General features: G+C 55.2%; 23 protein-coding genes. 13 read left to right on the forward strand and 10 right to left on the reverse strand.

From position 1 onward, the window contains the following. Positions 1-157 precede the first annotated feature (157 nt). Both rimK and V2S86_RS11430 read right to left on the reverse strand, forming a co-directional pair. Positions 158-1,060 (reverse strand): 30S ribosomal protein S6--L-glutamate ligase, encoded by a 903-nt coding sequence (rimK, locus tag V2S86_RS11425; RefSeq protein ID WP_006320899.1) that lies wholly within the window; start codon positions 1,058-1,060, stop codon positions 158-160. Between the two features lie 56 nt (positions 1,061-1,116). Next, the gene (locus tag V2S86_RS11430; protein ID WP_330762492.1) at positions 1,117-1,431 is read right to left on the reverse strand and encodes a YbjC family protein; all 315 of its coding nucleotides are present in this window, start codon (positions 1,429-1,431) and stop codon (positions 1,117-1,119) included. Positions 1,432-1,671: 240 nt separating this feature from the next. On the opposite strand from V2S86_RS11430, the gene V2S86_RS11435 reads away from it, so the two are divergent. Beyond that, complete coding sequence (locus V2S86_RS11435) at positions 1,672-1,935, forward strand: GrxA family glutaredoxin (protein WP_004942515.1); 264 nt, start codon at positions 1,672-1,674, stop codon at positions 1,933-1,935. A gap of 41 nt (positions 1,936-1,976) precedes the next feature. Here V2S86_RS11435 and V2S86_RS11440 read toward each other — a convergent pair whose 3' ends face one another. Beyond that, complete coding sequence (locus V2S86_RS11440) at positions 1,977-2,366, reverse strand: inner membrane protein YbjM (RefSeq protein WP_330762493.1); 390 nt, start codon at positions 2,364-2,366, stop codon at positions 1,977-1,979. A gap of 315 nt (positions 2,367-2,681) precedes the next feature. Between V2S86_RS11440 and V2S86_RS11445 the strand changes: the two genes are divergently transcribed. Beyond that, complete coding sequence (locus V2S86_RS11445) at positions 2,682-4,370, forward strand: aspartate:alanine antiporter (RefSeq protein ID WP_006320902.1); 1,689 nt, start codon at positions 2,682-2,684, stop codon at positions 4,368-4,370. An 829-nt stretch (positions 4,371-5,199) separates the two neighbouring features. On the opposite strand, the gene V2S86_RS11450 is transcribed toward V2S86_RS11445, so the two are convergent. Then, positions 5,200-5,835 (reverse strand): hypothetical protein, encoded by a 636-nt coding sequence (locus tag V2S86_RS11450; protein ID WP_330762494.1) that lies wholly within the window; start codon positions 5,833-5,835, stop codon positions 5,200-5,202. A 163-nt stretch (positions 5,836-5,998) separates the two neighbouring features. Between V2S86_RS11450 and V2S86_RS11455 the strand changes: the two genes are divergently transcribed. Beyond that, the gene (locus V2S86_RS11455) at positions 5,999-6,463 is read left to right on the forward strand and encodes a GNAT family N-acetyltransferase (protein ID WP_330762495.1); all 465 of its coding nucleotides are present in this window, start codon (positions 5,999-6,001) and stop codon (positions 6,461-6,463) included. A 171-nt stretch (positions 6,464-6,634) separates the two neighbouring features. Here V2S86_RS11455 and V2S86_RS11460 read toward each other — a convergent pair whose 3' ends face one another. The 3 genes from V2S86_RS11460 to V2S86_RS11470 form a co-directional block, all read right to left on the reverse strand. Continuing rightward, entirely contained in the window at positions 6,635-7,603 is a 969-nt protein-coding gene (locus V2S86_RS11460) for a threonine ammonia-lyase (protein ID WP_330762496.1), read from the reverse strand. A 198-nt stretch (positions 7,604-7,801) separates the two neighbouring features. Further along, positions 7,802-8,314 (reverse strand): serine protease inhibitor ecotin, encoded by a 513-nt coding sequence (eco, locus tag V2S86_RS11465; RefSeq protein ID WP_330762497.1) that lies wholly within the window; start codon positions 8,312-8,314, stop codon positions 7,802-7,804. Positions 8,315-8,453: 139 nt separating this feature from the next. Next, the gene (locus V2S86_RS11470) at positions 8,454-9,302 is read right to left on the reverse strand and encodes a 5'-methylthioadenosine/S-adenosylhomocysteine nucleosidase (RefSeq protein ID WP_330762498.1); all 849 of its coding nucleotides are present in this window, start codon (positions 9,300-9,302) and stop codon (positions 8,454-8,456) included. Between the two features lie 152 nt (positions 9,303-9,454). On the opposite strand from V2S86_RS11470, the gene V2S86_RS11475 reads away from it, so the two are divergent. Both V2S86_RS11475 and ybjG read left to right on the forward strand, forming a co-directional pair. Next, on the forward strand, positions 9,455-10,189 hold the full coding sequence (locus V2S86_RS11475; protein WP_330762499.1) for a phosphatase PAP2 family protein: 735 nt from the start codon (positions 9,455-9,457) through the stop codon (positions 10,187-10,189). Between the two features lie 5 nt (positions 10,190-10,194). Beyond that, positions 10,195-10,800, forward strand: a complete 606-nt coding sequence (gene ybjG / locus V2S86_RS11480) for an undecaprenyl-diphosphate phosphatase (protein WP_330762500.1) — start codon at positions 10,195-10,197, stop codon at positions 10,798-10,800. 36 nt (positions 10,801-10,836) lie between these two features. On the opposite strand, the gene V2S86_RS11485 is transcribed toward ybjG, so the two are convergent. Then, on the reverse strand, positions 10,837-11,670 hold the full coding sequence (locus V2S86_RS11485; protein WP_330762501.1) for a hypothetical protein: 834 nt from the start codon (positions 11,668-11,670) through the stop codon (positions 10,837-10,839). Between the two features lie 225 nt (positions 11,671-11,895). On the opposite strand from V2S86_RS11485, the gene deoC reads away from it, so the two are divergent. The 4 genes from deoC to V2S86_RS11505 all read left to right on the forward strand — a co-directional run bounded on the left by deoC (position 11,896) and on the right by V2S86_RS11505 (position 17,211). Continuing rightward, entirely contained in the window at positions 11,896-12,576 is a 681-nt protein-coding gene (gene deoC / locus V2S86_RS11490; RefSeq protein ID WP_330762502.1) for a deoxyribose-phosphate aldolase, read from the forward strand. A gap of 145 nt (positions 12,577-12,721) precedes the next feature. Further along, positions 12,722-13,486 carry a DNA-binding transcriptional repressor DeoR gene (gene deoR, locus V2S86_RS11495; protein WP_330762503.1) on the forward strand — a complete coding sequence of 255 codons (765 nt, stop codon included), beginning with the start codon at positions 12,722-12,724 and terminating at the stop codon, positions 13,484-13,486. A 968-nt stretch (positions 13,487-14,454) separates the two neighbouring features. Continuing rightward, positions 14,455-15,750 (forward strand): HAAAP family serine/threonine permease, encoded by a 1,296-nt coding sequence (locus V2S86_RS11500; protein ID WP_330762504.1) that lies wholly within the window; start codon positions 14,455-14,457, stop codon positions 15,748-15,750. 93 nt (positions 15,751-15,843) lie between these two features. After that, a complete protein-coding gene (locus V2S86_RS11505) occupies positions 15,844-17,211 on the forward strand; it encodes an L-serine ammonia-lyase (protein WP_330762505.1) in 1,368 nt (455 codons plus the stop codon). 253 nt (positions 17,212-17,464) lie between these two features. On the opposite strand, the gene V2S86_RS11510 is transcribed toward V2S86_RS11505, so the two are convergent. After that, complete coding sequence (locus V2S86_RS11510; RefSeq protein WP_330762506.1) at positions 17,465-18,670, reverse strand: serine hydrolase; 1,206 nt, start codon at positions 18,668-18,670, stop codon at positions 17,465-17,467. Positions 18,671-19,135: 465 nt separating this feature from the next. Between V2S86_RS11510 and V2S86_RS11515 the strand changes: the two genes are divergently transcribed. Together V2S86_RS11515 and V2S86_RS11520 are read left to right on the forward strand one after the other, a co-directional pair. Then, a complete protein-coding gene (locus V2S86_RS11515) occupies positions 19,136-20,503 on the forward strand; it encodes a cystathionine beta-synthase (protein WP_330762507.1) in 1,368 nt (455 codons plus the stop codon). Positions 20,504-20,516: 13 nt separating this feature from the next. After that, on the forward strand, positions 20,517-21,662 hold the full coding sequence (locus tag V2S86_RS11520; RefSeq protein ID WP_330762508.1) for a trans-sulfuration enzyme family protein: 1,146 nt from the start codon (positions 20,517-20,519) through the stop codon (positions 21,660-21,662). 59 nt (positions 21,663-21,721) lie between these two features. Here V2S86_RS11520 and V2S86_RS11525 read toward each other — a convergent pair whose 3' ends face one another. Then, the gene (locus V2S86_RS11525; RefSeq protein ID WP_330762509.1) at positions 21,722-22,744 is read right to left on the reverse strand and encodes an isopenicillin N synthase family dioxygenase; all 1,023 of its coding nucleotides are present in this window, start codon (positions 22,742-22,744) and stop codon (positions 21,722-21,724) included. A 295-nt stretch (positions 22,745-23,039) separates the two neighbouring features. Here V2S86_RS11525 and V2S86_RS11530 point away from each other — a divergent pair, with 295 nt between their 5' ends. Together V2S86_RS11530 and V2S86_RS11535 are read left to right on the forward strand one after the other, a co-directional pair. After that, positions 23,040-23,696 (forward strand): HAD family hydrolase, encoded by a 657-nt coding sequence (locus tag V2S86_RS11530; protein WP_330762510.1) that lies wholly within the window; start codon positions 23,040-23,042, stop codon positions 23,694-23,696. 101 nt (positions 23,697-23,797) lie between these two features. After that, positions 23,798-24,418, forward strand: coding sequence for a glutathione S-transferase family protein (locus V2S86_RS11535; RefSeq protein WP_330762511.1), 621 nt, complete (start codon positions 23,798-23,800; stop codon positions 24,416-24,418).

Here is a 24,418-nt window from a genome sequence, read left to right on the forward strand (position 1 = left end):
GCCTCACAATATTCAAAACGCGAAAAAGGCGCATAGCTTACGGAATATTGCCCCAATACGCCACGATCAAAGCCGCTTAATTCGCTATTAGGCTAAATATGGGCGAGAAAAGGTCACAGCACCAGCCGCAGAGCAGCGAATCTTTGCCGCCGGGCATTCACCCGCCCGATTTCAAGCGAAATCCCGGCCGCGCGCGCTGTTCAATGTATTCGATCATCATGCCGGCGATATCCAGCCCGGTGGTGCCCTCCACCCCTTCCAGCCCCGGTGAAGCGTTGACCTCCATCACCAGCGGGCCACGGGCCGCACGCAGGATATCCACCCCGGCGACATCCAATCCCAGCGTAGTCGCGGCCTTCACCGCAATCGCCCGCTCTTTGGCGGTAATGCTCACTTTGCGGGCGGTGCCGCCGCGGTGCAGGTTGGAGCGGAACTCCCCGGCCTTGGCCTGCCGCTCGATAGCGGCCACGACCTTGCCGCCCACCACCAGACAGCGCACATCCCTGCCCTGCGCCTCGCGAATGAACTCCTGCACCAGAATATGGGCATTGAGGCCGCGGAAGGCGTCAATCACGCTCTCCGCCGCCTGACGCGTTTCCGCCAACACCACCCCGATGCCCTGAGTGCCTTCGACCAATTTGACCACCAGCGGCGCACCGCCGACCAACTCGATCAGATCGCCGGTATCGTCCGGCGAATGAGCGAAACCGGTGATCGGCAGATCTATCCCCTGGCGCGCCAGCAATTGCAGCGAGCGCAGCTTGTCGCGCGCCCGGGTGATCGCCACCGACTCATTCAGCGGGTAGCTGCCCAGCAGCTCAAACTGCCGCAGCACTGCGGTACCATAAAAAGTGATGGCGGAGCCGATACGCGGGATCACCGCATCATAGCGGTCCAACTGACGGCCGCGATAATGGATGGTCGGTGCAGCGGGGTTGATGTTCATATAACAGGAGAGCGGATCGATGATATCAATGCTGTGCCCACGCTGCTCCGCCGCTTCCCGCAGGCGTTTGCATGAATACAGCGTTCCATCGCGCGAAAGAATGGCAATTTTCACTCGTCACCCCAAAAAGCAATTACCTGCCAGGCAGGCATGTTATCGGCGGCCGGCGCTCAGGCGCGCGGCTCACTGTCTTTTTTATCGCCCGGCACGTTTTTCGGATCGGGCTTGTGCCGATCGTTTTCCGGCGGCAGGCCGCCACGCATCAGCGGGCCAAAGCCCTGCGCCACGCGCCAGACCAGAAACGCCGCCGCCGGCACCATCAGCGCCACCCCAAGGAAGATCATCGCCACCGCCGCCTGCTGTGAAGCCAGCCACCCCGGCAACCGGACATGATCGTGAATACTCAGATAGGCCAGCACCAACAGCACCATACCCAGGCCTTCCAATACCAGTACCGGGCGAGGTAAGTCACCGAATGAACGCATATTTTTCTTCTCCAGAGGCACTGCCTCCAGTGTAGTGAATTCCCCCCGGCGGCGACAGCCCCGATGGCTTAATCGGTTACGTGAATCAGATTAACAGGTAATTCCTGCTTTTTTTTCACCGAGCCAACGGGCATAGTAACCGGCATCAACGCAGGTAATGCGCAGACCAAGGCTTTTTCGGCTGACAGAATGTCGTTGCAGTAGCGATTAAATAATTGAATATCAACTAAGGAGTGATGCATGTTTGCAGTGATCTTCGGGCGCCCAGGCTGTCCTTATTGTGTCCGTGCAAAAGAGTTGGCGGAAAAACTGACTGAAGACCGTGACGATTTCAACTTCCGTTATATTGATATCCACGCAGAAGGCATCACCAAGGCCGATCTGGAAAAAACCGTCGGTAAGCCGGTAGAAACCGTACCGCAGATTTTCCTTGATGAGAAACACGTTGGCGGCTTCACCGATTTCGAAGCCTACGCCAAAGAAAACCTGAATCTGTTCCAGTAAGCCTCAGGTTGTACGGCAAAAAGGCGCTTAAAGCGCCTTTTTTATTGCCGTTCGCGGCGGTGGCATTGCTGAAAAGTCTGCAGCAGGCTGCGCGCAAACAGCGCCAGCATGGCGCCGAATACGCACCAAAACACCGCGCTGGTGGCATAAGCCAGTTCCTGCCAGAACGAATAATACGGCGTCAGCCAAAAATGGCGGATCGTCAGGCACAGCGGCAATGCATACAATGCGCCCAGCAACGGGCAGAGGATCCGCTTTTTGCTCGATAGATAGCTGGCGATCATGCCGGGTATCACAAACAGCAACAGACCGGTTTCACCGTGGTGCTCGTGATCCGCGCTGCCGAATGCCCCGCTCTGCTGGCCGAGAAATACCAGGCTGAACAACAGAGAACAGCTTAAAATACCTACCCAATACCGATAGTTCGCCATGCAGAGACTCCCCTTTAGCGTCGTCACTACTCCGTAGAAATCAGCCGTGTCACAAAGCCGGTGACGCCTTGCCCTAAACGGCAACGCTGGGCTGAATTTTTTCCTTGGTCTAAAGAGAGTTAAATGCGTATGACGGCGCAGGAATTCAGCTTAATGCTGGCTGTCACGCGCTATAGCGACTAGAATATACGCCGCCGATCGATGGTTCGAATCGCCTTCCGCTGGTTAGTTATTTATGACGTCATTTTTCGACTGAATTTATATCTTATAGTCATCTACATCAAGCACTTACTGGTAAACAATAAGTTATCCTCCGTGAACATAAACGTCGCTAGTTTGTTAAACGGTAACTACATCCTGTTACTGTTTGTGGTACTCGCACTGGGGCTGTGCCTCGGTAAAGTTCGTCTGGGTTCCGTTCAACTCGGTAATTCCATTGGCGTTTTGGTGGTTTCGCTGCTGTTGGGCCAACAACATTTCGCCATTAACACCGAAGCGCTGAATCTCGGCTTTATGCTGTTTATTTTCTGCGTCGGCGTGGAAGCCGGGCCAAACTTTTTCTCAATTTTTTTCCGCGACGGCAAAAATTACCTGATGCTGGCGCTGGTGATGGTCGGCTCCGCGATGGTGATCGCTATCGGTCTGGGCAAGTTGTTCCATTGGGACATCGGGCTCACCGCCGGCATGCTGGCCGGGTCGATGACCTCGACCCCGGTACTGGTGGGCGCAGGCGATACGCTGCGTAACACCATCGTCAACGGCCCGGCGCTGCTGGCGGCACAGGATCATCTGAGCCTCGGCTATGCCCTGACCTACCTGATTGGCCTGGTGAGCCTGATCTTCGGCGCACGCTACCTGCCCAAACTGCAACATCAGGATCTCTCCACCTCCGCCCAACAGATTGCCCGCGAGCGTGGCCTGGATACCGACAGCCAGCGCAAGGTTTACCTGCCGGTCATTCGCGCCTACCGCGTTGGCCAGGAGCTGGTGGCCTGGGCCGATGGCAAAAACCTGCGTGAGCTGGGCATCTATCGCCAGACCGGTTGTTATATAGAACGCATCCGCCGCAACGGAATTCTGGCGAACCCGGATGGCGACGCGGTGTTGCAGGTGGGCGACGAGATTTCCCTGGTCGGCTACCCGGATGCCCATGCGCGGCTGGACCCCAGCTTCCGCAACGGTAAAGAAGTGTTCGACCGGGATCTGCTGGACATGCGCATCGTCACCGAAGAGATCGTGGTCAAGAACAGCAATGCGGTAAACAAGCGCCTGAGCCAGTTAAAGCTGACCGATCACGGCTGCTTCCTCAACCGGGTGATCCGCAGCCAGATTGAAATGCCCATTGACGACAGCATAGTGCTCAACAAAGGCGACGTGCTGCAGGTCAGCGGCGACGCGCGCCGGGTGAAAAGCGTGGCGGAGAAGATCGGCTTTATCTCTATCCACAGCCAGGTGACCGACCTGCTGGCCTTCTGCTCCTTCTTCATCATCGGGTTGATGATTGGCCAGATCACCATCCAGTTCAGCAATTTCTCGTTCGGCATCGGTAACGCCGCCGGCCTGCTGATGTCCGGCATCATGCTGGGCTTCCTGCGCGCCAACCACCCGACCTTCGGCTACATTCCGCAGGGCGCGTTGAACATGGTGAAAGAATTTGGCCTGATGGTGTTTATGGCCGGCGTAGGCCTGAGCGCCGGTGCGGGCATCGGCCACAGCCTCGGCGCCGTCGGTGGCCAGATGCTGATCGCCGGGTTGATCGTCAGCCTGGTGCCGGTGGTGATCTGCTTCCTGTTTGGCGCCTATGTCCTGCGCATGAACCGCGCCTTGCTGTTCGGCGCGATTATGGGGGCGCGTACCTGTGCACCGGCAATGGAAATCATCAGCGACACCGCACGCAGCAATATCCCTGCGCTGGGTTACGCCGGAACCTACGCCATAGCTAACGTGTTGTTAACCCTGGCAGGTTCGTTGATTGTGGTGCTGTGGCCGGGGATACTCGGCTAACCGATAAGCAGCAAAGATGTATCAGTGGCAAATATATTTTGAAATTTTTATCGCCGGCGAGAACTTTCCTTTCCGGGGGTAGTCTGAATTAGTGCCACTGCTTTTCTTTGATGTCCCCATTTTGTGGAGCCCGTTAGTCCCGCCTTTTTAGGTTCAAGACTATCGGGTTTTTTGTTGCCTATAGAAAATATCGTTATAAAACAATGCATTGAGAGAGGGTAATTCGCCAAGTGGCGACAGAATGGCGACAGCCATTTTGTGGGGCACAAAAAAACCTGCTTTCGCAGGCTTCTTGTTAAATCCAAAGAGCTCCCTGATTGCTCCTTGTTGGATGCGGTGGAGCAATATCAATTTTACCCGGTGATACTGTAAGTACCCCGCTTAACAGGATGCACCAAGCTATGTGGGTACTTCCTCAAGTGTTCACAGCATACCGCTGCAGTTGATGGGAGTTACCCTTAATCATATAGGATAGTTTCAGGGATATGAAGAAGGCCCTCCCCTGCAATGTTGTCCATAATGAGCGAACGCTATTGCAGGGGTGAATTGAAAGTGGTGAACGAGTGATTCAGAGAATAAGTGTTTATCTTCACGTGTTGTGAGTGACGGCCTAATAAGAAAAAACCGCCAGTGATTGGCGGCTTAAGTTTATCCTTCACCCCTGGCAAGACTACACACTGCAATGGTAGTGAATACCAGTAACAGAAATATGGCGGCACTTAAAAGTCGCTGCCACCATTCATCAAACCAGAATAGTGACCCAAAAGCTGCGACAGAAAATACCCCACTGAAAATTGCCTCCGCAATGTGCGATAAACCTTTTCCGAGCTTACCGCCCCAAGACTTTAGATAGCTCATTATTTACGCCTTCGCAAAACATTTTCGATTTACTGGAGTAGGCAATAAAGGGCTCAAGATACTCTTCTGCCAAAAAAAAGATCATATCCAAATTTCTTGGGGCTAGCTTGTGGTAAGTCGCAGGGTAATTTTCGCGTAATCGGCGCGAAGAAACGGCGGCCTGCTCGATAACCCCTTGTAAGAGAATGATGTTTAGCCCTGCAACAGTTATACCTTTAAATACCCATCTGAAAAGAGTGCTGCCAATAGCCTTCTTCAAAATGTGATGTGTAATTTGCTGAACCAGAAAGAACTGTGTGCCCATGCGACCCACGATGTAACCTTCAGCAAGATTTATTTTCCGGCCTAACGCACTTTGTGTTTGTACATCCATCCGTTGATAACAATCGCGGATGACAATGGTGATTAGCTCGCGTAGAGAGGCTTCAATACCATAACCAGAGCGTATTACCTTAATGAATCTTTCCGTTTCGATTTTATTGCGGTGTTTAAACTCGTCGCTCCCCACCCCAGCACCTTGCCATGTTCGACGGACGCTGTAGGCTATACCTTTTGGCAACGACTCAATGCCTGCAAGAATTCCCTGTGCTACTGATTTAGCATCCATAACAATCCCTTATAATTCCTGAGACCGTACCTTACACCAGTTTTGGTTGAAAATTCAACACTCCTCCCTTCATAAAAACCGGGTAAATGCGTGTTGAATTCTGATTAAATACTGATAGGGTGTTAACGACTTATAAAAATCACAGGCTATTTAAGGAACCCAGATGGTAATACTACAAGATATGACCGAGACGGAATTTAACGCATATCGTCTGATTTTTATTAATGAATACGCTTCGGATTTGGCAGACTCACGAAAGTACTCAATCGAAGAAGCACAAGAAAAAGCTACCAAGGTGATAGATGCCGTTTCCCTGCCAAGTGCAGACAAACCAGAAAATAAATTCTTCTCTATTCTGCGGTCTGATACAGAGAAACCGGTGATCGGGTATTTATGGATAGAAATTACAAAGAAATCCGCTTGGATTTTGGACTTCTGGTTAATGCCGGATTGGCGGATGCGTGGTTTTGGCCGCGCAGCACTGGAGGAAATGGAGGTGACATTGGCACATATGGGGGTTGAAGAAGTCGGGTTACGGGTAGCACCCAATAATCCAGCAGCCAAAGCCTTATATGAAAAAGTCGGGTTCCGCATAACCGGATTTAATATGCATAGGGCATTATCATAATGCCCAGATTTTCACTTAAAAACCTAAAACCCAACGGATTAAAAAACATTTCAATTCATAGAAGCACGTTTATTTTAACCAATAAAAACGTGACCCGATACATTCCATCCCTTCACTCTCATAAAGGATTTATTGTTCCCGAGCTATTCACTCAGCACTCTATCGCCCAAATCACAGCTCTTGCGAGTAAGCCACCCATTTGGCCATGTCGTGATGCGAGATATTCCCGCCGCACACCACTATCCCGATGACGGCATCAGAGGGCAACCTGGGTGCGGTCGCCATGACGGCGGGTATAAGCGCGCCGGAGGCGAGTTCAACCCATAATTTTGCCTGTTCGCCAAAGGCGAGCATGCCGTCAATCGCCGCCTTGTCCGAGACAACAACTATGTCTTCGGCATAGGCTTGAGCATGGGCCAGCATCATTTCATCAATGATCGGTACCCCAAGGGTAGAGATGATCGAGGTGATATCGACATTCACCGGCTTTCCGGCACGCAACGCCTGATGCATCGAACTGGCACCTGCGGTCTCTACGCCCCAGATTCGGATAGCCGGCTTAATGGCCTTTAGCGCCGTAGCCGCGCCTGCCAACATTCCACCGCCGCCCACGGCAATGAAAACGTCGGTCAACTCCGGGCAATCGGCAATAAACTCAAGCGCCAGGGTTCCATGCCCTTCAGCTATCAGCGAATCGTTGCAGTCGTCGATGACGACATATCCCTCGTCAGCCATAACTTTGGCGCGCTCAAATGCAGCCTGGACATCGGATTCTATAATGACGGAACTGCCCAGGTCACGGACCCGGTCGACAGAGGTCGCCGGCGCGTTGGGGGGCATAATGATAGTGACGTTGGCGCCAAAGATCTTCGCAGCCTCGGCAATAGCGATACCAAAATTACCGCCGCTCACCGCGACAAATCGGGTCTCTTTGAAATCGCCTTTCAGGCTCAGGAACTTGTTAAGCACCCCGCGCGCTTTAAAGGAACCGCCAAGCTGAGTATTTTCAAGCTTCAGGAAAACCGGTCTCTGAATGTGTTCCGCCAATCTCGAACCGGCAATAACCGGCGTACGAATGACCTTCCCTGCCAGCCGCTCTGCCGCCGCGACGACCGCGTTAAATTCAATTAATGTTGTCATTTTTGCCCAGTCAGGTAGAAGTTGTTGAATCAAGTGTTTGGCGAACTATCCCGACTGAGAATAGAGTTCTGCGGGCAGGGTTGCAACAGGCGTACATAGTGGTTTTTGCCATAAAAAAAACCCGCCTGCAGGCGATTGCCCATTGCGCAATCCACTCTCCAGACGGGTTGTTTCGTGTAATGACCTAGCCGCGCCGCATTACTTTTGTTCGGCGCTGCTCAGGGTGTCTTCGGCTTTCCAAACGCGGTATTTCACTTCCACGTCTTTCGGCACGTAAACCACGATCGGCAGGCGGCTGTTGTAGCGCTGCATGGCGGCATCGCCCAGGTTAGCGGCGATAAACTTATTCTGCTTGGCGCCGTCCGGGCAGGCCATCATGGTGGAGGCCGGTGCAGACAGTTTATCCAGCACCAGGTAGTCGTAGCCCCAGCCGGAAAGGGTTTTGCTCTCCAGCGTGCCGCCCATCATGTGGCGGTTACAGTCCACTTCCAGCGTTTTGCCGATCAGCAGCTCAACCTTGAAGTTTTCTTCCTGCTCCTGCTTCGGCAGATAAATCACCTGGCGGCTCATGCCCTTTTCCGCTTTCGGGTACGGCGCGACCTTTTCCAACGGCTGTTTGCTGATATCGGCATCAGCGGCCGGGGTGGCAGCAATAGCGCTGGCGGAAACGGCCATCAGCAGGCCGGAAAATACAACGGATGCCTTGTTCATGTTTTATCCCTACAGTTTATAAGATGCTTCGGCCATAAACTAATACACTACCGCCAGCCTGGCTATAAGTTTAATCTTCTTTACAATAGCCAGTATGCAGTTACAAAACCTATCGCCAACCATTGGTCGGGATAAAACCTCAGTGGGTTGCGGCGTTGGCGATATAGGCCTTTACCACCTGATAAACATAGTCCTGGCACGCCAGCCCGGTTTGCGGGTCGTATTTGCCCTGATTGGTAATATTGTTGGAGAGCACCCGGATGCCGATAAACGGAATAGCGAAGGAAGCGGCGATCTGCGCCGCAGAAGCCGTTTCCATCTCTTCAACGGAAGTATGATAGCTTGCCCGGAAATGGCGAATACGGTCCAGTTCGCTGTTCCACACGTCAGTGGAGCCAATCACGCCCTCAACCACGTTGCCCCGGGTGTAGCTTGCTTTAACGCCTTCCGCCGCCGCCAGCAGTTTGGCATCTGCCGGGAACTGGCGAATGCTGTGGACATTTTTATCCTCACCCGCACTGCCCTTCGAAGCCAGCAGGTCCATGGGTTGCCATTGCCGTGAGTCGCTGCCTTCCCCTGCCGCCTTCTTCGGTGTTTTAAACGCACCCAGGCTGACCGAATACTTGCCCAGCACGATATCGTAGACCTTGAGCGCCGGATCGTGGCCGCCTGCGGTTCCCTGGTTGATAATCGCCACCGGATGGAAGCGGGTAGCGGCAATCGCCGTGGCCGCCGCGGCATTGGACATGCCTTTCTGGGTTTCCGATACCACTACCGGGTAACCATCCAGGGTGCCATGCCAGAAACGCCAGCCGCCAATCTGTTCCTCACGCGGGTTATCCAGGCGTTGGGCGAAGCGTTCCGCCTCTACCGGCATTGCCCCTTGCACCACAATCGGCCCGGTTGCCTGACTCTGCTGCGCCAGTGCTAACGGGGAAAATGTCACGCCACAGGCGGCCAACAGCATAAAGCTCAGTTTTTTCGTCATCACCACAGCGTCCCGATAAAAAGCAAAGGATTACCTTAGCCGAAAGGCCAAAGCCCGCCTATCGCTTTCTCGCGGGTCCACCGAAGGGCTAAGGTTTTCTTAAGACAGAATTATTACAGTGGCCTGATTCCTCACTGCCACCGAGCCTGCGCGTGAACCCAAAACCTTCATTAAATCAATCCTCAACGACACCACAAATTAGGACTAACGCCCTTTACTCCTTACCGGCATCCTTTTACCTTTGGCAGGTTTTTGGGTTGATAGTCAGTGGGTTGGTGTTCCTTTGGCTATCACGCAACGAACAGCTGGATTGGGCAATCAGCAACTACTGGTTCGATACCGCCAGCGGCCATTTCCCCTGGCAGAACGATCGCTGGCTGGATCTGATCAACCATCGTTTGCTGAAAATCGGCGTGATTGGCGGTGCGGTGCTGGCGCTGTTTTATGGGATTTACCGCCGTAACCTGCGCATGATCGTCGCCATGCTGCTGATCGGTATCGGGCCGTTGGTGGTCGGGATCCTCAAAGCCACCAGCGCGCATTCATGCCCCTGGGATCTGATCGAATACGGCGGTAAAGCGATGTCCTATCCGTTGTTCGGCGCGATACCGGCCGAGCCGGGGCCGGGCCGGTGCTTCCCCGGCGGCCATGCTTCCAGCGGTTTTGCGGTGATGGCGCTGTTTTTTCTGTTTTATCCGCAACGCCCGCGCCTGGCTTATTGGTGCTGGTTTGGCGGCATTGCGCTCGGCATGCTGATGGGGTTTGGTCAGGTCATGCGCGGCGCACATTTTCTTACCCATAACCTGTGGGCTGGTTGGTGGGTTTGGCTCAGCCAGCTGGCTGTTTATTGGATGGTGAGCGGGTATTTCCGCCGCAAAACAAGGTAAATATCATGGAGCAGTTGAATTATCTTCTTTTCGCCTGGATCAACGCGACCCCGGCGTCCCCCGAGTGGTCAATCGATGTCGCGACCTTCCTGGCGCGCGATCTGATCGCCATCGTGCCGGTGCTGATCGTCGGGCTATGGCTGTGGGGGCCGCAGAGCCAACTGGTATCGCAACGTGAAGTGGTGGCCAAGACGACGATTGCCCTGCTATTCGCCATGCTTTCTGCCTCTACCATCGGCATGTTATTGCCGCACGAGCGGCCGTTCGTCGCCGGTATCGGCTACACCTTCCTGGCCCATGCGCCGGACAGCTCATTCCCCAGCGATCACGGCACCGCCATCTTTACCTTTGCCCTGTCCTTCCTGTTCTGGCACCGGGTTTGGTCCGGCATTTTATTGCTGATCGTCGCGGCCGGCATTGCCTGGTCACGCGTTTATCTTGGCGTGCACTGGCCGCTGGATATGGTCGGCGGCTTCCTGCTCGGCCTGGTCGGCTGCTTGTTTGCACAACTGGTGTGGAACCTGTTTGGCGATGCTATCGCCGCTAAACTGACGCGCCTGTACCATTTCCTGTTCGCCTTCGCGATCCGCAGGGGCTGGGTAAAAGAATAATCGCGCATAACGGCAGGGGCGGCACCGTCCCTGCCGTTACACCCCCCCGGTGGTGACACGAAACTCTCTCGTTTTTCCTCCCCCCAACATGGTCACCGCCGCCCCGCCGGACGTATGTGGGTTGCAGGTAGCCGGCTGAACAAACCTGAAAAAGCGTTGACTGCCTTGTTGCATAATGGGGTGCAGGCCATAATTGAATTGGGCGGTAGAAAACCGTGTTACATACCGCCTGCCCTTTGATGCCAGCATAAAGAACTCGGCCTGATCGACATACAGTGACAGATCGTCCGAGCACAGCATCTCGTGTTCGGCCACGCTCCCGTGCGCTGCCAACGCCGGAGCCGGCAGATTCTGACGGAAGACCGCATCCGGAATGCAACCATAGTTAAGGTGGCAAACATAGTCCAACGGTAGCGGCTCATCGGCAAGGTTGGTGATTTGCATCTCGATGGCGAATTGCGCGCTGTCCGCCGTTAAACGCAATGCCGGGCGTACCCGGCAACGTGGGTGAGAAAGTTCTCCGCTACCGTAAAGCGCCAATGTATCCCCTTCCACCTGCAACCCTATCCGTTGAATGCCCGCCAACGCCCCCTCTTGCTGCGGCCAGGGTGAATGAAACGCAACGCCGCCAACCGGTTTACTCTTGCCCGGCCGGACGCTGCGATGCCCCGACTTCAGCGAGTAGCCGTCAAAATCGGCATCCCAAATCGTCAGGCCACGATAAGGCAATACCGTCAAGGTGCCACGGCGGTTTGCCAGCGTCAGCACCTGGCCGGCCTCTTCGCAGGTAAACGCCATGACTACAAAATCCGCATTGCGAAAAACTTCATCCGGTTGCATCCCAAACTGCTCAGGTGCCAGATTTATCATTATGTTCCTCCTTTTCCCCTGGACGTTCCGCTCGTAAACGCGCAGTCCGCACCTAAAATGTTATTTAAATAACATAACATCCTTCCTGATGTTATACACCCAACAGGCAAAAAACGATGATCTGCGCGTCATTTTTAAAATCTCGCTAGGTTTACCGTCAGTGAAATGTTATTATTCTAACATTGTTCACATCCTGCTTTGTTTAAACCTCAATAAGGAATCGAGATGACTACCGAAAACATTGATTACGCCCGCTATGTCGATCACACCCTGCTGGCCATGGACGCTACCGAAGAGCAAATCGCCAAGCTCTGTGAAGAAGCACAGCAGCACCATTTTTACGCCGTCTGCGTAAACTCCGGTTACGTACCGCTGGCGACGCACCTGCTGCAAGAAAGCGAAGTAAAAATTTGTTCCGTGATCGGTTTCCCTCTGGGGGCCGGCCTGACCGTAGCGAAAGCCTTCGAAGCCAAAGCGGCGATTGCGGCCGGCGCGCAGGAAATTGACATGGTGATCAACGTGGGTTGGCTGAAAAGCGGCCTACTGGATGAAGTCAAAGCCGACATCGCCGCAGTGCGCGAGGTTTGCGCGGCGATCCCGTTGAAGGTAATATTGGAAACCTGCCTGCTCAGCGATGCGCAGATCGTTCAGGTTTGTGAAATGTGTCGCGAACTCGATGTGGCCTTCGTTAAAACCTCAACCGGCTTCAGCACCGGCGGCGCTCGTGAAGAGCACGTTAAACTGATGCGAGCCACCGTGGGCAGTGAAATGGGTGTGAAAGCATCCGGCGCCGTGCGCGATCGCGCAACCGCCGAGAAGATGATCAAAGCAGGCGCCACTCGTATCGGCACCAGCTCTGGCGTAGCAATCGTTTCCGGTGATCAGGCTGCCGCCGGCAGCTACTGATAACCTGAGGCACCTCAGTACCGGGTGCGCGCCGTGAAAATCTGATGCGGGGTAATACGTCCAGCCAATGGCTGAGCGCGTATTGCCCCGCATTTGTGTGTTCGGCCCTGGAGATTGGCTTTTAACCCTGTGGGAAGACAGACTGATGGAAACGCGGCGCGAAGAACGTATTAACCGGTTAGTGCAGGCGTTAAAGCGCTCTGACAAGATCCACTTAAAAGAAGCTGCCGTGCTGTTGGGCGTTTCAGAAATGACCATTCGCCGCGATCTCAGCGCGGAACCGGCGGCCGTGGTATTGCTCGGCGGCTATGTGGTAGCCGACCCGCGCAGTAACGGCGTGACCAACTATTTCGTTTCCGATCAAAAAGCCAAGCAGGTAACGGAGAAACGCCGTATCGGCCTGCTCGCGGCTGCGTTGATCGGCGAAAACGACACGGTATTTTTCGATTGCGGCACCACCACCCCGGCGATCATCGACGCCATTGCCGATGAACTGCCTTTCACGGCGGTGTGCCACTCGCTGAATACCTTCCTGGCGTTGCAGGACAAACCGAACTGCAAAGTGATCCTGTGCGGCGGCGAATTCAAACCGAACAACTATATTTTCACCGCCGTCGGCCGGCACAACGAGCTGGACCATATCTGCCCGAATATTGCCTTTATCTCCGCCGCCGGCCTGAGCCTGCAGCATGGCGCTACCTGTTTTAACTTCGACGAACTGGAGATGAAACACCGGGCGATGGCGATGGCGCAGCAAAAGATCCTGGTCGCCGACCACAGCAAGTTCGGTAAAACCAAACCCGCATGCATCGGCCCGCTGACCCAGTTCGATCGGGTGATTACCGATCGCCAGCCCGATCCGCAGTTTGTCGAGTTTTTCAACGAAAACGCTATCGCCATTCGTTTTTGAGCCACCTCTCACCGTCGGACCGCCGGCGGTGCTCTTCATTTGCCGGGTCAGACTCATCGCCGGCAGAACAAATAATGCGCAGTTGAGGCGTTTATTTTTTTAACCGCGCGCTAAATCAGGTTAATAAATCGCAACATCCCTTCAGGCAACTTCCCTCACCGCAGTGAAACCCGACGAAATATCGACGGTTATTTATGCTTAACGAAGTTTTTATATGATAAATAGCGGCAACCTGGATGCGATAAATATCAACAAACGCGCAACCATAACGCTCTAAATATGCCCAAATTAGATTATTTATATGATGAATGGTTAAGCATTTTTATTCGCTATCCGGTTAACTAATTTACCTTAGTTACTAGCGGGTAATTTTCAATAAAATAAATAAAAATCATAAAGTTAATAATTATTTTACTTAAAAATAGAATGTGATCTGCGTCACTAAAACTGCTTAATACGGGTTTTTAGCTAGATCCAAACCTGCGCTTAAAATATATTGCTCGGCTTACTGACAACAACAGCGTTTTATCTGGTTAAATATTACTCGCACCGGATAAACGTTAAAATGCTCATGAGAGCGTTCTCAGCGCAAAATATTACACAATTGCGCAACACATGCGTGAAAAACCAATAAAAAAGCAGCTACACGCACAGGTTACGCATTTGGGAGCATGATCACGGTTGTTTCTACTGTAAATCGTTATCTTGCCGCCAACAAAAATCGGCAGGCACGGACCTTCCGGCAACAGTAACGATGGAAAGCCCTGTTTCGGCGGAACGTCATTTGGTTAGTTATCCGGCGCCTGCGCAAAAAGATAATTAGCATAATAAACAACCAGGGGGACGCCAGTTATCCCCGCAAGCAACACCTGATTCTTACCGATGCCGCATCTAATAGTGCGCCATTCGGTTTTAACCTTAAGTTTTGCCTTTAATTTTAAATTATCGTGTTCACTTCGGAGATATTTATGGACACTACACAGACCGGCACCATTGCCTCTGCGGCTTCTGACTCCACCAGTACCTGGCGTAAAACGGACACCATGTGGATGTTGGGCCTGTACGGCACCGCCATCGGCGCAGGCGTTTTGTTCCTGCCAATCAACGCCGGCATCGGCGGTTTGATTCCTTTGATCATCATGGCCATCATTGCTTTCCCGATGACCTTCTTCGCCCACCGTGGCCTGTGCCGTTTCGTCCTCTCCGGCAAAAATGCCGGTGAAGACATCACCGAAGTGGTTGAAGAACACTTTGGTATCAGCGCCGGTAAGCTGATCACTCTGCTCTACTTCTTCGCCATCTACCCAATCTTGCTGGTTTACAGCGTGGCGATCACCAATACCGTCGACAGCTTCATTACCCACCAGCTGGGCATGACCTCGCCACCGCGCGCCATTTTGTCGTTGATTCTGATCGTCGGCCTGATGACCATCGTGCGTTTCGGTGAGCAAGCGATCGTGAAAACCATGAGCATCCTGGTGTTCCCGTTCGTCGCCGTACTGATGCTGCTGGCCCTGTACTTGATCCCGAACTGGACCGGTGCCATCTTCGAGAACGTCTCCCTTTCTGACGCAGGCACCGGCATGGGCAATGGTCTGGTGATCACCCTGTGGCTGGCGATCCCGGTCATGGTGTTCTCCTTCAACCACTCGCCGATCATCTCCGCTTTTGCCGTCGCCAAACGTGAAGAATACGGCCAGGAAGTTGCCGAGAAAAAATGCTCCCGCATTTTGGGTTACGCTCACATCATGATGGTGCTGACCGTCATGTTCTTCGTGTTCAGCTGCGTGCTGAGCCTGTCGCCAGAAAACCTGGCGGAAGCCAAGGCGCAGAACATCTCTATTCTCTCTTACCTGGCCAACCACTTTAACAACCCGATGATCGCCTACATCGCGCCGGTCATCGCCTTTATCGCCATCACCAAGTCGTTCCTCGGTCACTACCTGGGCGCACGTGAAGGCTTTAACGGCCTGATTGCCAAATCGATGAAGAGCCGCGGCAAAACCATCAGCACCAACAGGCTGAACCGCATCACCGCCATCTTCATGCTGGTCACCACCTGGATTGTCGCGACCCTGAACCCAAGCATTCTGGGTATGATCGAAAACATGGGCGGCCCAATCATCGCCATGCTGCTGTTCCTGATGCCGATGTACGCTATCCGCAAAGTGCCTGCAATGCGTAAATACAGCGGCCACATCAGCAACGTATTCGTCGTCGTGATGGGCCTGATCGCCATCTCCGCAATTCTGTACAGCCTCTAATCAAGCTCCGCCGGCGCCCCGTGCGCCGGCTTCTCTCGGCACTGCCCCCCTTTACTGCACTAACGCCTAACACCTGAAGAAGGAGGCGAGACCATGGTCAGCGTTTTCGATATTTTCAAAATTGGTATTGGTCCATCCAGCTCCCACACCGTCGGCCCGATGAAAGCCGGCAAGCTGTTCACCGAGGAGTTGATTGCCCATCAACAGTTGATGGATACCACCCGCGTAGTGGTGGACGTGTACGGTTCGTTGTCACTGACCGGCAAAGGTCACCACACCGACATCGCGATTATCATGGGGCTAGCGGGCAACCTGCCGCATGACGTGGACATTGACGGCATCGCCGGTTTCATCCGCGACGTAGAACAACGCGGTCGCCTGCTGCTGGCTAACGGCCGCCATGAGGTGGATTTCCCGTTGCAAGGCGGCATGAACTTCCACAGCGATAACCTGCCGCTGCACGAAAATGGCATGCGCATTCGCGCCTTTGGCGGCGAGCAACTGCTGCACAGTAAAACCTATTACTCGACCGGCGGCGGCTTTATCGTCGATGAAGAACATTTCGGCCAACCCGCGACACATCAGGTTCAGGTGCCCTACCCGTTCCGATCGGCGCGTGACCTGCAGCAACACTGCAAGGATTCAGGCCTGTCGCTATCCGGCATGGTGATGCAAAACGAGCTGGCGCTGCACAGCAAGGCCGAGATCGACGCCCACTTCGCCGACGTCTGGCAGGTGATGCGCGCAGGCATCGAACGCGGCATGAACAGCGAAGGCCTGTTGCCCGGCCCGATGAAAGTCCAGCGCCGCGCCGCCGCCCTGCGCCGCATGCTGGTCACCGGCGACAAGAACAATATCGACCCGATGAACGTGGTTGACTGGATCAACATGTTCGCCTTCGCCGTGAACGAAGAGAACGCCGCCGGCGGCCGCGTGGTGACGGCGCCGACCAACGGTGCCTGTGGCATCATCCCGGCGGTGCTGGCCTATTACGACCAGTTTATTCGCCCGGTGAATCCGAATTCCTACACCCGTTATTTCCTGGCGTCCGGCGTGATCGGCGCGCTGTACAAGATGAACGCGTCGATTTCCGGTGCAGAAGTAGGTTGCCAGGGGGAGGTGGGCGTCGCCTGCTCAATGGCGGCGGCGGGATTGGCTGAGCTGATGGGCGGTAGCCCGGCGCAGGTTTGCATCGCGGCGGAGATCGCCATGGAGCACCATCTGGGGTTGACCTGCGATCCGCTGGCCGGCCAGGTTCAGGTGCCTTGTATCGAACGTAACGCGATTTCTGCGGTGAAGGCGGTCAACGCCGCGCGCATGGCGCTGCGTCGCACCAGCGAGCCGCGCGTATGCCTGGATAAGGTGATTGAAACCATGTATGAGACGGGCAAAGACATGAACGCCAAATACCGCGAAACCTCGCAAGGTGGCCTGGCGATCAAGGTTGTGGCCTGTAACTGAATATCCTTCATACTTGAAGCTGCATCTGTGTTGCCTGCGGGCGTTCACCCCAGTCACTTACCTGAGTAAGCTCCTGGGAACTCACGCTCTTGCCGCCTTACTCGGCAAGCCTCGCCCCGTTGGGGCCAGCGCAAGCGCTGTTCAACAAAATCGTTGGTTTTGTTGTGATGCAACTCCAATTATTTTGGCTATAACAAAACAAGAAGGGCATGGTTGAGTATGCCCTTCTCATTTGACCGCATTAACCGAGAAGTTAACCGAAGATGCTGCCGAACCACTGGGTCAGCTTCATCATCACCATGTCCCAAATGCGGCTGAAGAAGTTGCCTTCTTTCACTTCCTGCATCACCACCAGCGGGTATTGCTCAATGGTTTTACCGTCCAGTTGGAAATCAATGGTACCCACCACCTGGTTTTTCGCCAGCGGCGCTTCCAGCGTTGGCTGATTCAGTTTGTAACTGGCTTTCAGATTTTTCATCTGCCCTTTCGGGATAGTCACCGCCGCATCTTTGGCGACGCCCAGCGGCACGTCGTTGATGTCACCGAACCACACGCGCTGGGTAACAAACGGCTTGTCGGTCTTGATCGGCGTTGCGGTTTCGTAGAAGCGGAAACCCCAGGTCAGCAGTTTTTCACTTTCGCTGAAGCGAATACGGTCACTCGGCGCACCCAGCACCACCGAGATCAGGCGCATTGGGCCATCGGTAGCGGATGCCACCAGGTTATGGCCGGCACCGCCGGTGTAACCGGTTTTGATGCCGTCGACATTCAGGTTGGAACTCCACAGCAAGCGGTTACGGTTAACCTGGCGGATCTTGTTGAAGGTGAACTCTTTTTCTTTATGCAACGCGTACTCATCCGGCACGTCGCGAATCAGCGCCTGGCTCAGCAATGCCATATCGCGCGCGGTGCTGTACTGCCCTTCCGCATCCAGGCCATGCACCGTCAAGAAATGGGTATTCTGCAGACCCAGGGATTTGGCGTAGTTGTTCATCAGGCCGACGAATGAATCCTGGCTACCCGCCACATAATCGGCCAATGCGATGCTGGCATCATTGCCGGACTGAATGACGATACCTTTGTTCAATTCCATCACCGGCACCTGATCGCCCGGTTTGATAAACATCAGCGAAGAGCCGCGCAGCGCCGGGTTGCCGGTTGCCCAGGCGTCCTTACCGACGGTCACCATATCCTCAGGTTTGATCTTGCCGGCCTTGATCGCCTGACCTATCACATAACTGGACATGATCTTGGTCAGGCTGGCGGGATCGAGACGCGTATCGGCATTGCCCTCCGTCAGGATTTTGCCGCTGTTGTAATCCATCAGCACAAACGCCTTGGCGTCAACCTGCGGGGCCGCCGGCGCTTCTGCTGCGTGAAGCACAGGTGTAGCCAGCAACAAAATGCTGACGCTAAAGGTCAATTTCTTCAGGGAGGTGGATAAGTTTTTTTTCATCATGACGTCGCCAGAGTGTCCATTCAAATCATTGAAATAGCGTTAACTTTCAAACATATTCACGTTTTCAGCCAACCAGCGAGAGTGGCTCGGCGCGCGTTTGCCAACCGCAGACTCCCTGCGGCCCCCCAACGGGTGAGCGGCGCACCAAAAATGCCCTTGCTGTGAGTTTATTAGATTTATCTTATTTTTGCAGGGTTTAGCATGAATTTTCATCATTTTTACATAACTGTACGCTCTGTCGCGCAATTTGGATAAAAAGCCAGCCATCAGGTGCTTTTTTATACCACCAATGGCTATACGGCTGCACATCTGAACCGCTGCACATCTGCGCATCCATACGTCCAAATCAGACTAATATATTCCAAAAATGCATATTGAACGGTTATTTGTTCTTTTTAATGCACTTATTTACAGCGCTATCATCCAGATAACGGTTTCTAAACCGAATTATCCTGGAGATTACTCATGGCAATACCGCACTCCGTTATCGACATGATCGGCAATACCCCGATGCTGGAACTGACCCAGTTCGATACCGGCCCCTGCCGGCTGTTCGTCAAGCTGGAAAACCAAAACCCCGGCGGTTCGATCAAGGATCGCGTGGCGCTGTCGATGATCGAGCAGGCCGAACGCGACGGCAGCCTGCTGCCCGGCGGCACCATCATTGAAGCCACCGCCGGCAATACCGGCCTGGGGCTGGCGCTGGTGGCGGCCCTGAAGGGCTACAAACTGCTGCTGGTGGTGCCGGACAAGATGAGCCGCGAGAAGATTTTCCATCTGCGTGCGCTAGGGGTTGAGGTGGTGCTGACGCGTTCGGACGTGGGCAAAGGCCACCCGGCTTATTATCAGGATTACGCCAAACGGCTGGCGGATGAGATCCCCGGCGCTTTCTATATCGATCAGTTCAACAATCCGGCCAACCCGGCGGCCCATACCCGCACCACTGCGCCTGAGCTGTGGCAGCAGATGGAGAATCAAGTGGACGCCATCGTGGTCGGCGTCGGCTCCGGCGGTACGCTGGGCGGCCTGAGCCAGTATTTTGCCGACGTATCGCCGCAAACCGAGTTTGTGCTGGCCGACCCTGCCGGCTCGATCCTGGCGGATTATCTCGACAGCGGCCAGATCGGCGAAACCGGCAGTTGGTTGGTGGAGGGCATCGGCGAAGATTTCATTCCGCCGCTGAGCGACTTCAATCAGGTGCGTAACGCCTACCGCATCGGCGACGCCGAAGCCTTTACCACCGCGCGCGATTTGCTGCGCAAAGAAGGCGTGTTGGCCGGCTCGTCCACCGGTACGCTTTTAGCCGCTGCGTTACGCTATTGCCGGGCGCAGACCGAGCCGAAACGCGTGGTCACCTTCGTCTGCGACAGCGGCAACAAATACCTGTCTAAAATGTATAACGATCACTGGATGCTGGAACAGGGCCTGTTGAGCAAACCGCAACATGGTGATCTGCGCGATCTGATCGCCTACCGCCACGACGAAGGTGCAGCGGTGTCGGCCGCGCCGGAAGATACCTTGGCGATCGTTCATGCCCGCATGCGGCTGTATGACATTTCGCAATTGCCGGTACTGGAAGGCGATCGCGTGGTCGGCCTGATCGATGAGTGGGATCTGCTCAATGCAGTTCAGGCGGACGCCAGCCACTTCAGTCTGCCGGCCACCCGCGCCATGACCCAGTCGGTCAACACCTTGCAAAAAGAGGCCAGCTATCAGGATTTGCTCGCCACCTTCAATCACGGCCACGTTGCGGTGGTGCTCGATGGCGAGCGCTTCCTCGGCCTGATCACCCGGACAGACGTGCTTAACGCCTGGCGCCAAAAATTACGCTAATAAGGATTATTGTATGGCCAAGTTCGATACGTTGACCGTTCATGCCGGGTATACCCCGGATGCCACCGGCGCAGTGATGCCGGCTATCTACGCCACCTCGACCTACGCCCAACCGGCGCCGGGCGAGCACACCGGCTATGAATATTCACGCAGCGCCAATCCGACGCGCACCGCGCTGGAAAGCGCCATCGCCGAACTGGAAGGCGGCAGCCGCGGTTACGCCTTTGCCTCCGGCCTGGCGGCCTGCTCAACGGTGCTGGAACTGCTCGATCAGGGCAGCCATCTGGTGGCGGTCGACGATCTGTACGGCGGCACCTACCGCCTGCTGGAAAAAGTGCGCAGCCGCACCGCCGGTTTACGCGTCACCTATGTTTCTCCGACGGACATCGCCGCGCTGGAGCAGGCGATCGAGCCGGAGACCAAAATGATCTGGGTGGAAACGCCCACCAACCCGTTGTTGAAGCTGGCCGATCTGAGCGCCATTGCCGCTATCGCCAAAAAACACGGGTTGATCAGCGTGGCGGACAACACTTTCGCCTCGCCGTATATTCAGCGGCCGCTGGAGTTGGGGTTCGATGTGGTGGTGCATTCCGCCACCAAATACCTTAATGGGCATTCCGACGTGGTGGCCGGGGTTGCCGCCGTAGGTGAGAACGCGGCGCTGGCGGAACAGCTGGGCTTTCTGCAGAACGCGGTGGGCGGTATCCTCGATCCGTTCAGCAGTTTCCTGACGCTGCGCGGCATCCGTACGCTGGCGTTGCGCATGGAGCGCCACAGCAACAGCGCATTGCGTATCGCCCAGTGGCTGGAAACCCAGCCGCAGGTGGAGGATGTTTATTACCCAGGCCTGCCGAGCCACCCGCAGCACGCACTGGCGGCAAAGCAAATGAGCAGCTTCGGGGGCATGATTTCGGTCCGGCTGAAAGGTGACGACGCCTTTGCGCGCCGGGTCATCAAACGTTCGCGGCTGTTCACTCTGGCGGAAAGCCTGGGCGGCGTTGAAAGCTTGATCAGCCAGCCATTCAGCATGACCCATGCGTCGATCCCGCTGGAACAGCGGCTGAAAACCGGCATCACGCCGCAGTTGCTGCGCTTGTCGGTGGGGATTGAGGATGCGGAAGATTTGATCGCCGATCTGCAACAGGCGCTGGCGGAATAATCCCTCGCCATGAACAAAAAAGGCCTGGCAGTAAGCCAGGCCTTTTTTGTTACCCCTATTCAAACGCCGACGACATCCTGATAGTGGCGCTGCGCCACATCGGGGTGAGAACGGATCCTCCCCTTCAGATAGTTAAAGCCCACGTCGCGGAACAGCGGATTATGCGGATCGCTGGCCGGGCCGCGGGCCTCTGCCGCCAATTGCGCAGGCAGTTGATACAGCGGCACCACGGCGTCCAATCGCGCCCCCAGGAAGAAAGCGATCGACAACCTGTCGCTTCCCGCCGGCGGCGTCTCCACCCGATGCACGGTAGCGCGCAAATAACCGTTGGTCGCCAGTTCCAGCAGCTCGCCGATGTTGACCACAAAGGTCTCCTCGCGCGGCTCGGCGTCGACCCAGTTCCCCTCGCTGACTTCGACCTGCAAACCTTTCTGCCGGTCCTGCAGCAGAAAGCTGAGAAAACCGGAATCCTTATGAGCGCCCACCCCCTGGCCACTGGCGGTCGCCTCGCGCCCCGGGTAACGGATCAGCTTGATATGTTCATTCGGCTTCTCGCCGTAGAGCGTATCGAACGCCTGCTCAGGCAACGAAAGCGCCAGCGCAAAGGCACGCAGCAGCCGCAACGACATGCCGGTCATCGCCTGTTGCCACTGTAACAGCAGCGGTTTCAGCTCGGGCAGTGCCTCAGGCCATTGATTCGGCCCCTGCAAGCGCGCCCAGCGCGGCGTTTTTTCGGTCAGTTGCAACGCAGGGCGTTCCGCACCGATGTCAAATTGCTCGCGCCAGTCCGGTTGGCCGCGCGTCAGTTCGGCCGCGGCACGGTTATAGCCGCGAAAGTGCGGTGAATGCACCATCTGCACCGCCAGTTTGTCGGCTTCCGGTAGAGCGAAAAATTGCCTTGCCCGCTGCTGCAATTGCGCATTCAACCGGGTATCAACGCCGTGTCCGCGCAGATAAAAGAAACCTACATCGCGCGCTGCCGCACGCAAGCCGTCAAGAAATGCCTGCCGCTGCTGCGCGTTGCCATCAAGCTGCGAAAGATCCAGCAGCGGCAGCGTCTTCAGCGTCAGTGGTGGTGTCATTATCCTGTTCCTCGTCATCCCCAACAAAAACCGGGCCGGTATAAAGGCGAATTATCAACATTTTCAGCTCCTGAATGGCCTGCGTATGCCCCTATAGTTACCACCCAGCCTGACGGGCGAGCCAATATTGTTGCGTTCTAAGATATGCAAAGGTTCAACAAAGTGACGCAAAACCGTCATCAAAGTTTCTTATGCTCTGCGCAATTTCGTCGCCGCCACTGGCTGGCGGCGTAGGGTATCCGCTATTGTTGTATGCAACCCCCCGTTTCCCTCCCTGCCTGCCGGAGAAATACTGATGGATTTAGCCTTGTTCGACCTGGATGAGACCCTGATTGATGATGACAGCGCCAGCCTGTGGATCCGTTGGCTGGTCGCGCAAGGGTTCGCGCCGGCGGAACTGGAACAGCAGGAACAGCAACTGATGCAGCTCTATTACCAGGGCAAGCTGTCCATGGAAGACTACATGCAAGCCACTCTGGCGCCGCTGGCCGGTTTGAGCACCCAAACGGTGGCCGGTTGGGTACAGCGCTATATCCGGCGCGATATCCTGCCGCGGGTTTATCCCGCCGCACGTGAGCGGTTGCTGTGGCATCGTGAACGCGGCGACTGCATTTTGGTCATTTCCGCCACCGGCGAACATCTGGTTGCCCCTATTGCCGAACAGCTCGGTGCCGACGGCGCGCTGGCGATTGGCGTCTCCGTTGAAGACGGGCGCTTCACCGGTAACACCTACGGCACCATGACCTATCAGAAAGGCAAGGTGATCCGCCTGAAACAGTGGCTGGCAGAACACCCGGAGCTGAGCTTCGAACACAGCCACGGTTACAGCGACTCGCTTAACGACAAGGCGATGTTGGAATATGTCGACAGCGCCACGGTGATCAACCCGGACCGCGAACTGCATGCGCTGGCGACCGAGCACGGTTGGGAAGTGTGCCGCTGGGAACGCTGAAAGCAGGCAAAAAATGCCATTCGGGTGTGACAAAAGCCAAACTGTGACGTATGAATAATCGCTCGGGTTCGTTAATCCGCTGAAGCTTAAAGAGGCACGCTATGCTGACCATCTGGGGTCGTGAGAATTCAAATAATGTCAGGAAAGTGCTGTGGTGCGCCGCAGAACTGGAGTTGAGCTACACCCATATCAATGCCGGTGGCGCATTCGGCAAGGTGAACGAGGAAGCTTACCGCTCATTAAACCCGAACGGCCTGGTGCCGCTGCTGCAAGATGATGACTTCGTGCTGTGGGAATCGAACACCATCGTGCGCTATCTGGCGGCGAAGTTTGGCAGCGAGCCATTCTACCCGCAGGATCTGCAAGCCCGCGCCAGCGCCGAGAAGTGGATGGACTGGACGACCTCCACCATAGTCGCGCCCTTTTCCATCGTGTTCTGGGGCCTGGTGCGCACCAAACCGGAACTGCGCGACATGGCGAAGATCGAAGCGGCGATCGCCACGCTGGAAAAACACTTCGACGTAGTGGAAGCCGCTCTGGGCAACCAGCCTTATCTGTCCGGAGAAGCCTTGGGTTTCGGCGACATTACGCTCGGCAGCTTTGCTTACGCCTGGTTCACCATGCCGATTGAGCGCCGTCCGCGCCCGAACATGGAGCGCTGGTACCAGCGGTTGACCGAACGCCCGGCCTATCAACGCGCCGTGATGAGCGAGTTGACCTGA

This window comes from Serratia sp. C2(1) (assembly GCF_036352655.1).
In the GTDB taxonomy this organism is placed as follows: domain Bacteria; phylum Pseudomonadota; class Gammaproteobacteria; order Enterobacterales; family Enterobacteriaceae; genus Serratia; species Serratia inhibens.

Excerpts from the sequence above, each read along its gene's own strand:
- V2S86_RS11430 (WP_330762492.1), bottom strand. The coding sequence starts at position 1,431 with ATGCGTTCATTCGGTGACTTACCTCGCCCGGTACTGGTATTGGAAGGC.
- V2S86_RS11435 (WP_004942515.1), top strand. The coding sequence starts at position 1,672 with ATGTTTGCAGTGATCTTCGGGCGCCCAGGCTGTCCTTATTGTGTCCGT.
- V2S86_RS11440 (WP_330762493.1), bottom strand. The coding sequence starts at position 2,366 with ATGGCGAACTATCGGTATTGGGTAGGTATTTTAAGCTGTTCTCTGTTG.
- V2S86_RS11450 (WP_330762494.1), bottom strand. The coding sequence starts at position 5,835 with ATGGATGCTAAATCAGTAGCACAGGGAATTCTTGCAGGCATTGAGTCG.
- V2S86_RS11455 (WP_330762495.1), top strand. The coding sequence starts at position 5,999 with ATGGTAATACTACAAGATATGACCGAGACGGAATTTAACGCATATCGT.
- V2S86_RS11460 (WP_330762496.1), bottom strand. The coding sequence starts at position 7,603 with ATGACAACATTAATTGAATTTAACGCGGTCGTCGCGGCGGCAGAGCGG.
- eco (WP_330762497.1), bottom strand. The coding sequence starts at position 8,314 with ATGAACAAGGCATCCGTTGTATTTTCCGGCCTGCTGATGGCCGTTTCC.
- V2S86_RS11470 (WP_330762498.1), bottom strand. The coding sequence starts at position 9,302 with ATGACGAAAAAACTGAGCTTTATGCTGTTGGCCGCCTGTGGCGTGACA.
- ybjG (WP_330762500.1), top strand. The coding sequence starts at position 10,195 with ATGGAGCAGTTGAATTATCTTCTTTTCGCCTGGATCAACGCGACCCCG.
- V2S86_RS11485 (WP_330762501.1), bottom strand. The coding sequence starts at position 11,670 with ATGATAAATCTGGCACCTGAGCAGTTTGGGATGCAACCGGATGAAGTT.
- deoC (WP_330762502.1), top strand. The coding sequence starts at position 11,896 with ATGACTACCGAAAACATTGATTACGCCCGCTATGTCGATCACACCCTG.
- deoR (WP_330762503.1), top strand. The coding sequence starts at position 12,722 with ATGGAAACGCGGCGCGAAGAACGTATTAACCGGTTAGTGCAGGCGTTA.
- V2S86_RS11500 (WP_330762504.1), top strand. The coding sequence starts at position 14,455 with ATGGACACTACACAGACCGGCACCATTGCCTCTGCGGCTTCTGACTCC.
- V2S86_RS11505 (WP_330762505.1), top strand. The coding sequence starts at position 15,844 with ATGGTCAGCGTTTTCGATATTTTCAAAATTGGTATTGGTCCATCCAGC.
- V2S86_RS11510 (WP_330762506.1), bottom strand. The coding sequence starts at position 18,670 with ATGATGAAAAAAAACTTATCCACCTCCCTGAAGAAATTGACCTTTAGC.
- V2S86_RS11515 (WP_330762507.1), top strand. The coding sequence starts at position 19,136 with ATGGCAATACCGCACTCCGTTATCGACATGATCGGCAATACCCCGATG.
- V2S86_RS11520 (WP_330762508.1), top strand. The coding sequence starts at position 20,517 with ATGGCCAAGTTCGATACGTTGACCGTTCATGCCGGGTATACCCCGGAT.
- V2S86_RS11525 (WP_330762509.1), bottom strand. The coding sequence starts at position 22,744 with ATGACACCACCACTGACGCTGAAGACGCTGCCGCTGCTGGATCTTTCG.
- V2S86_RS11530 (WP_330762510.1), top strand. The coding sequence starts at position 23,040 with ATGGATTTAGCCTTGTTCGACCTGGATGAGACCCTGATTGATGATGAC.
- V2S86_RS11535 (WP_330762511.1), top strand. The coding sequence starts at position 23,798 with ATGCTGACCATCTGGGGTCGTGAGAATTCAAATAATGTCAGGAAAGTG.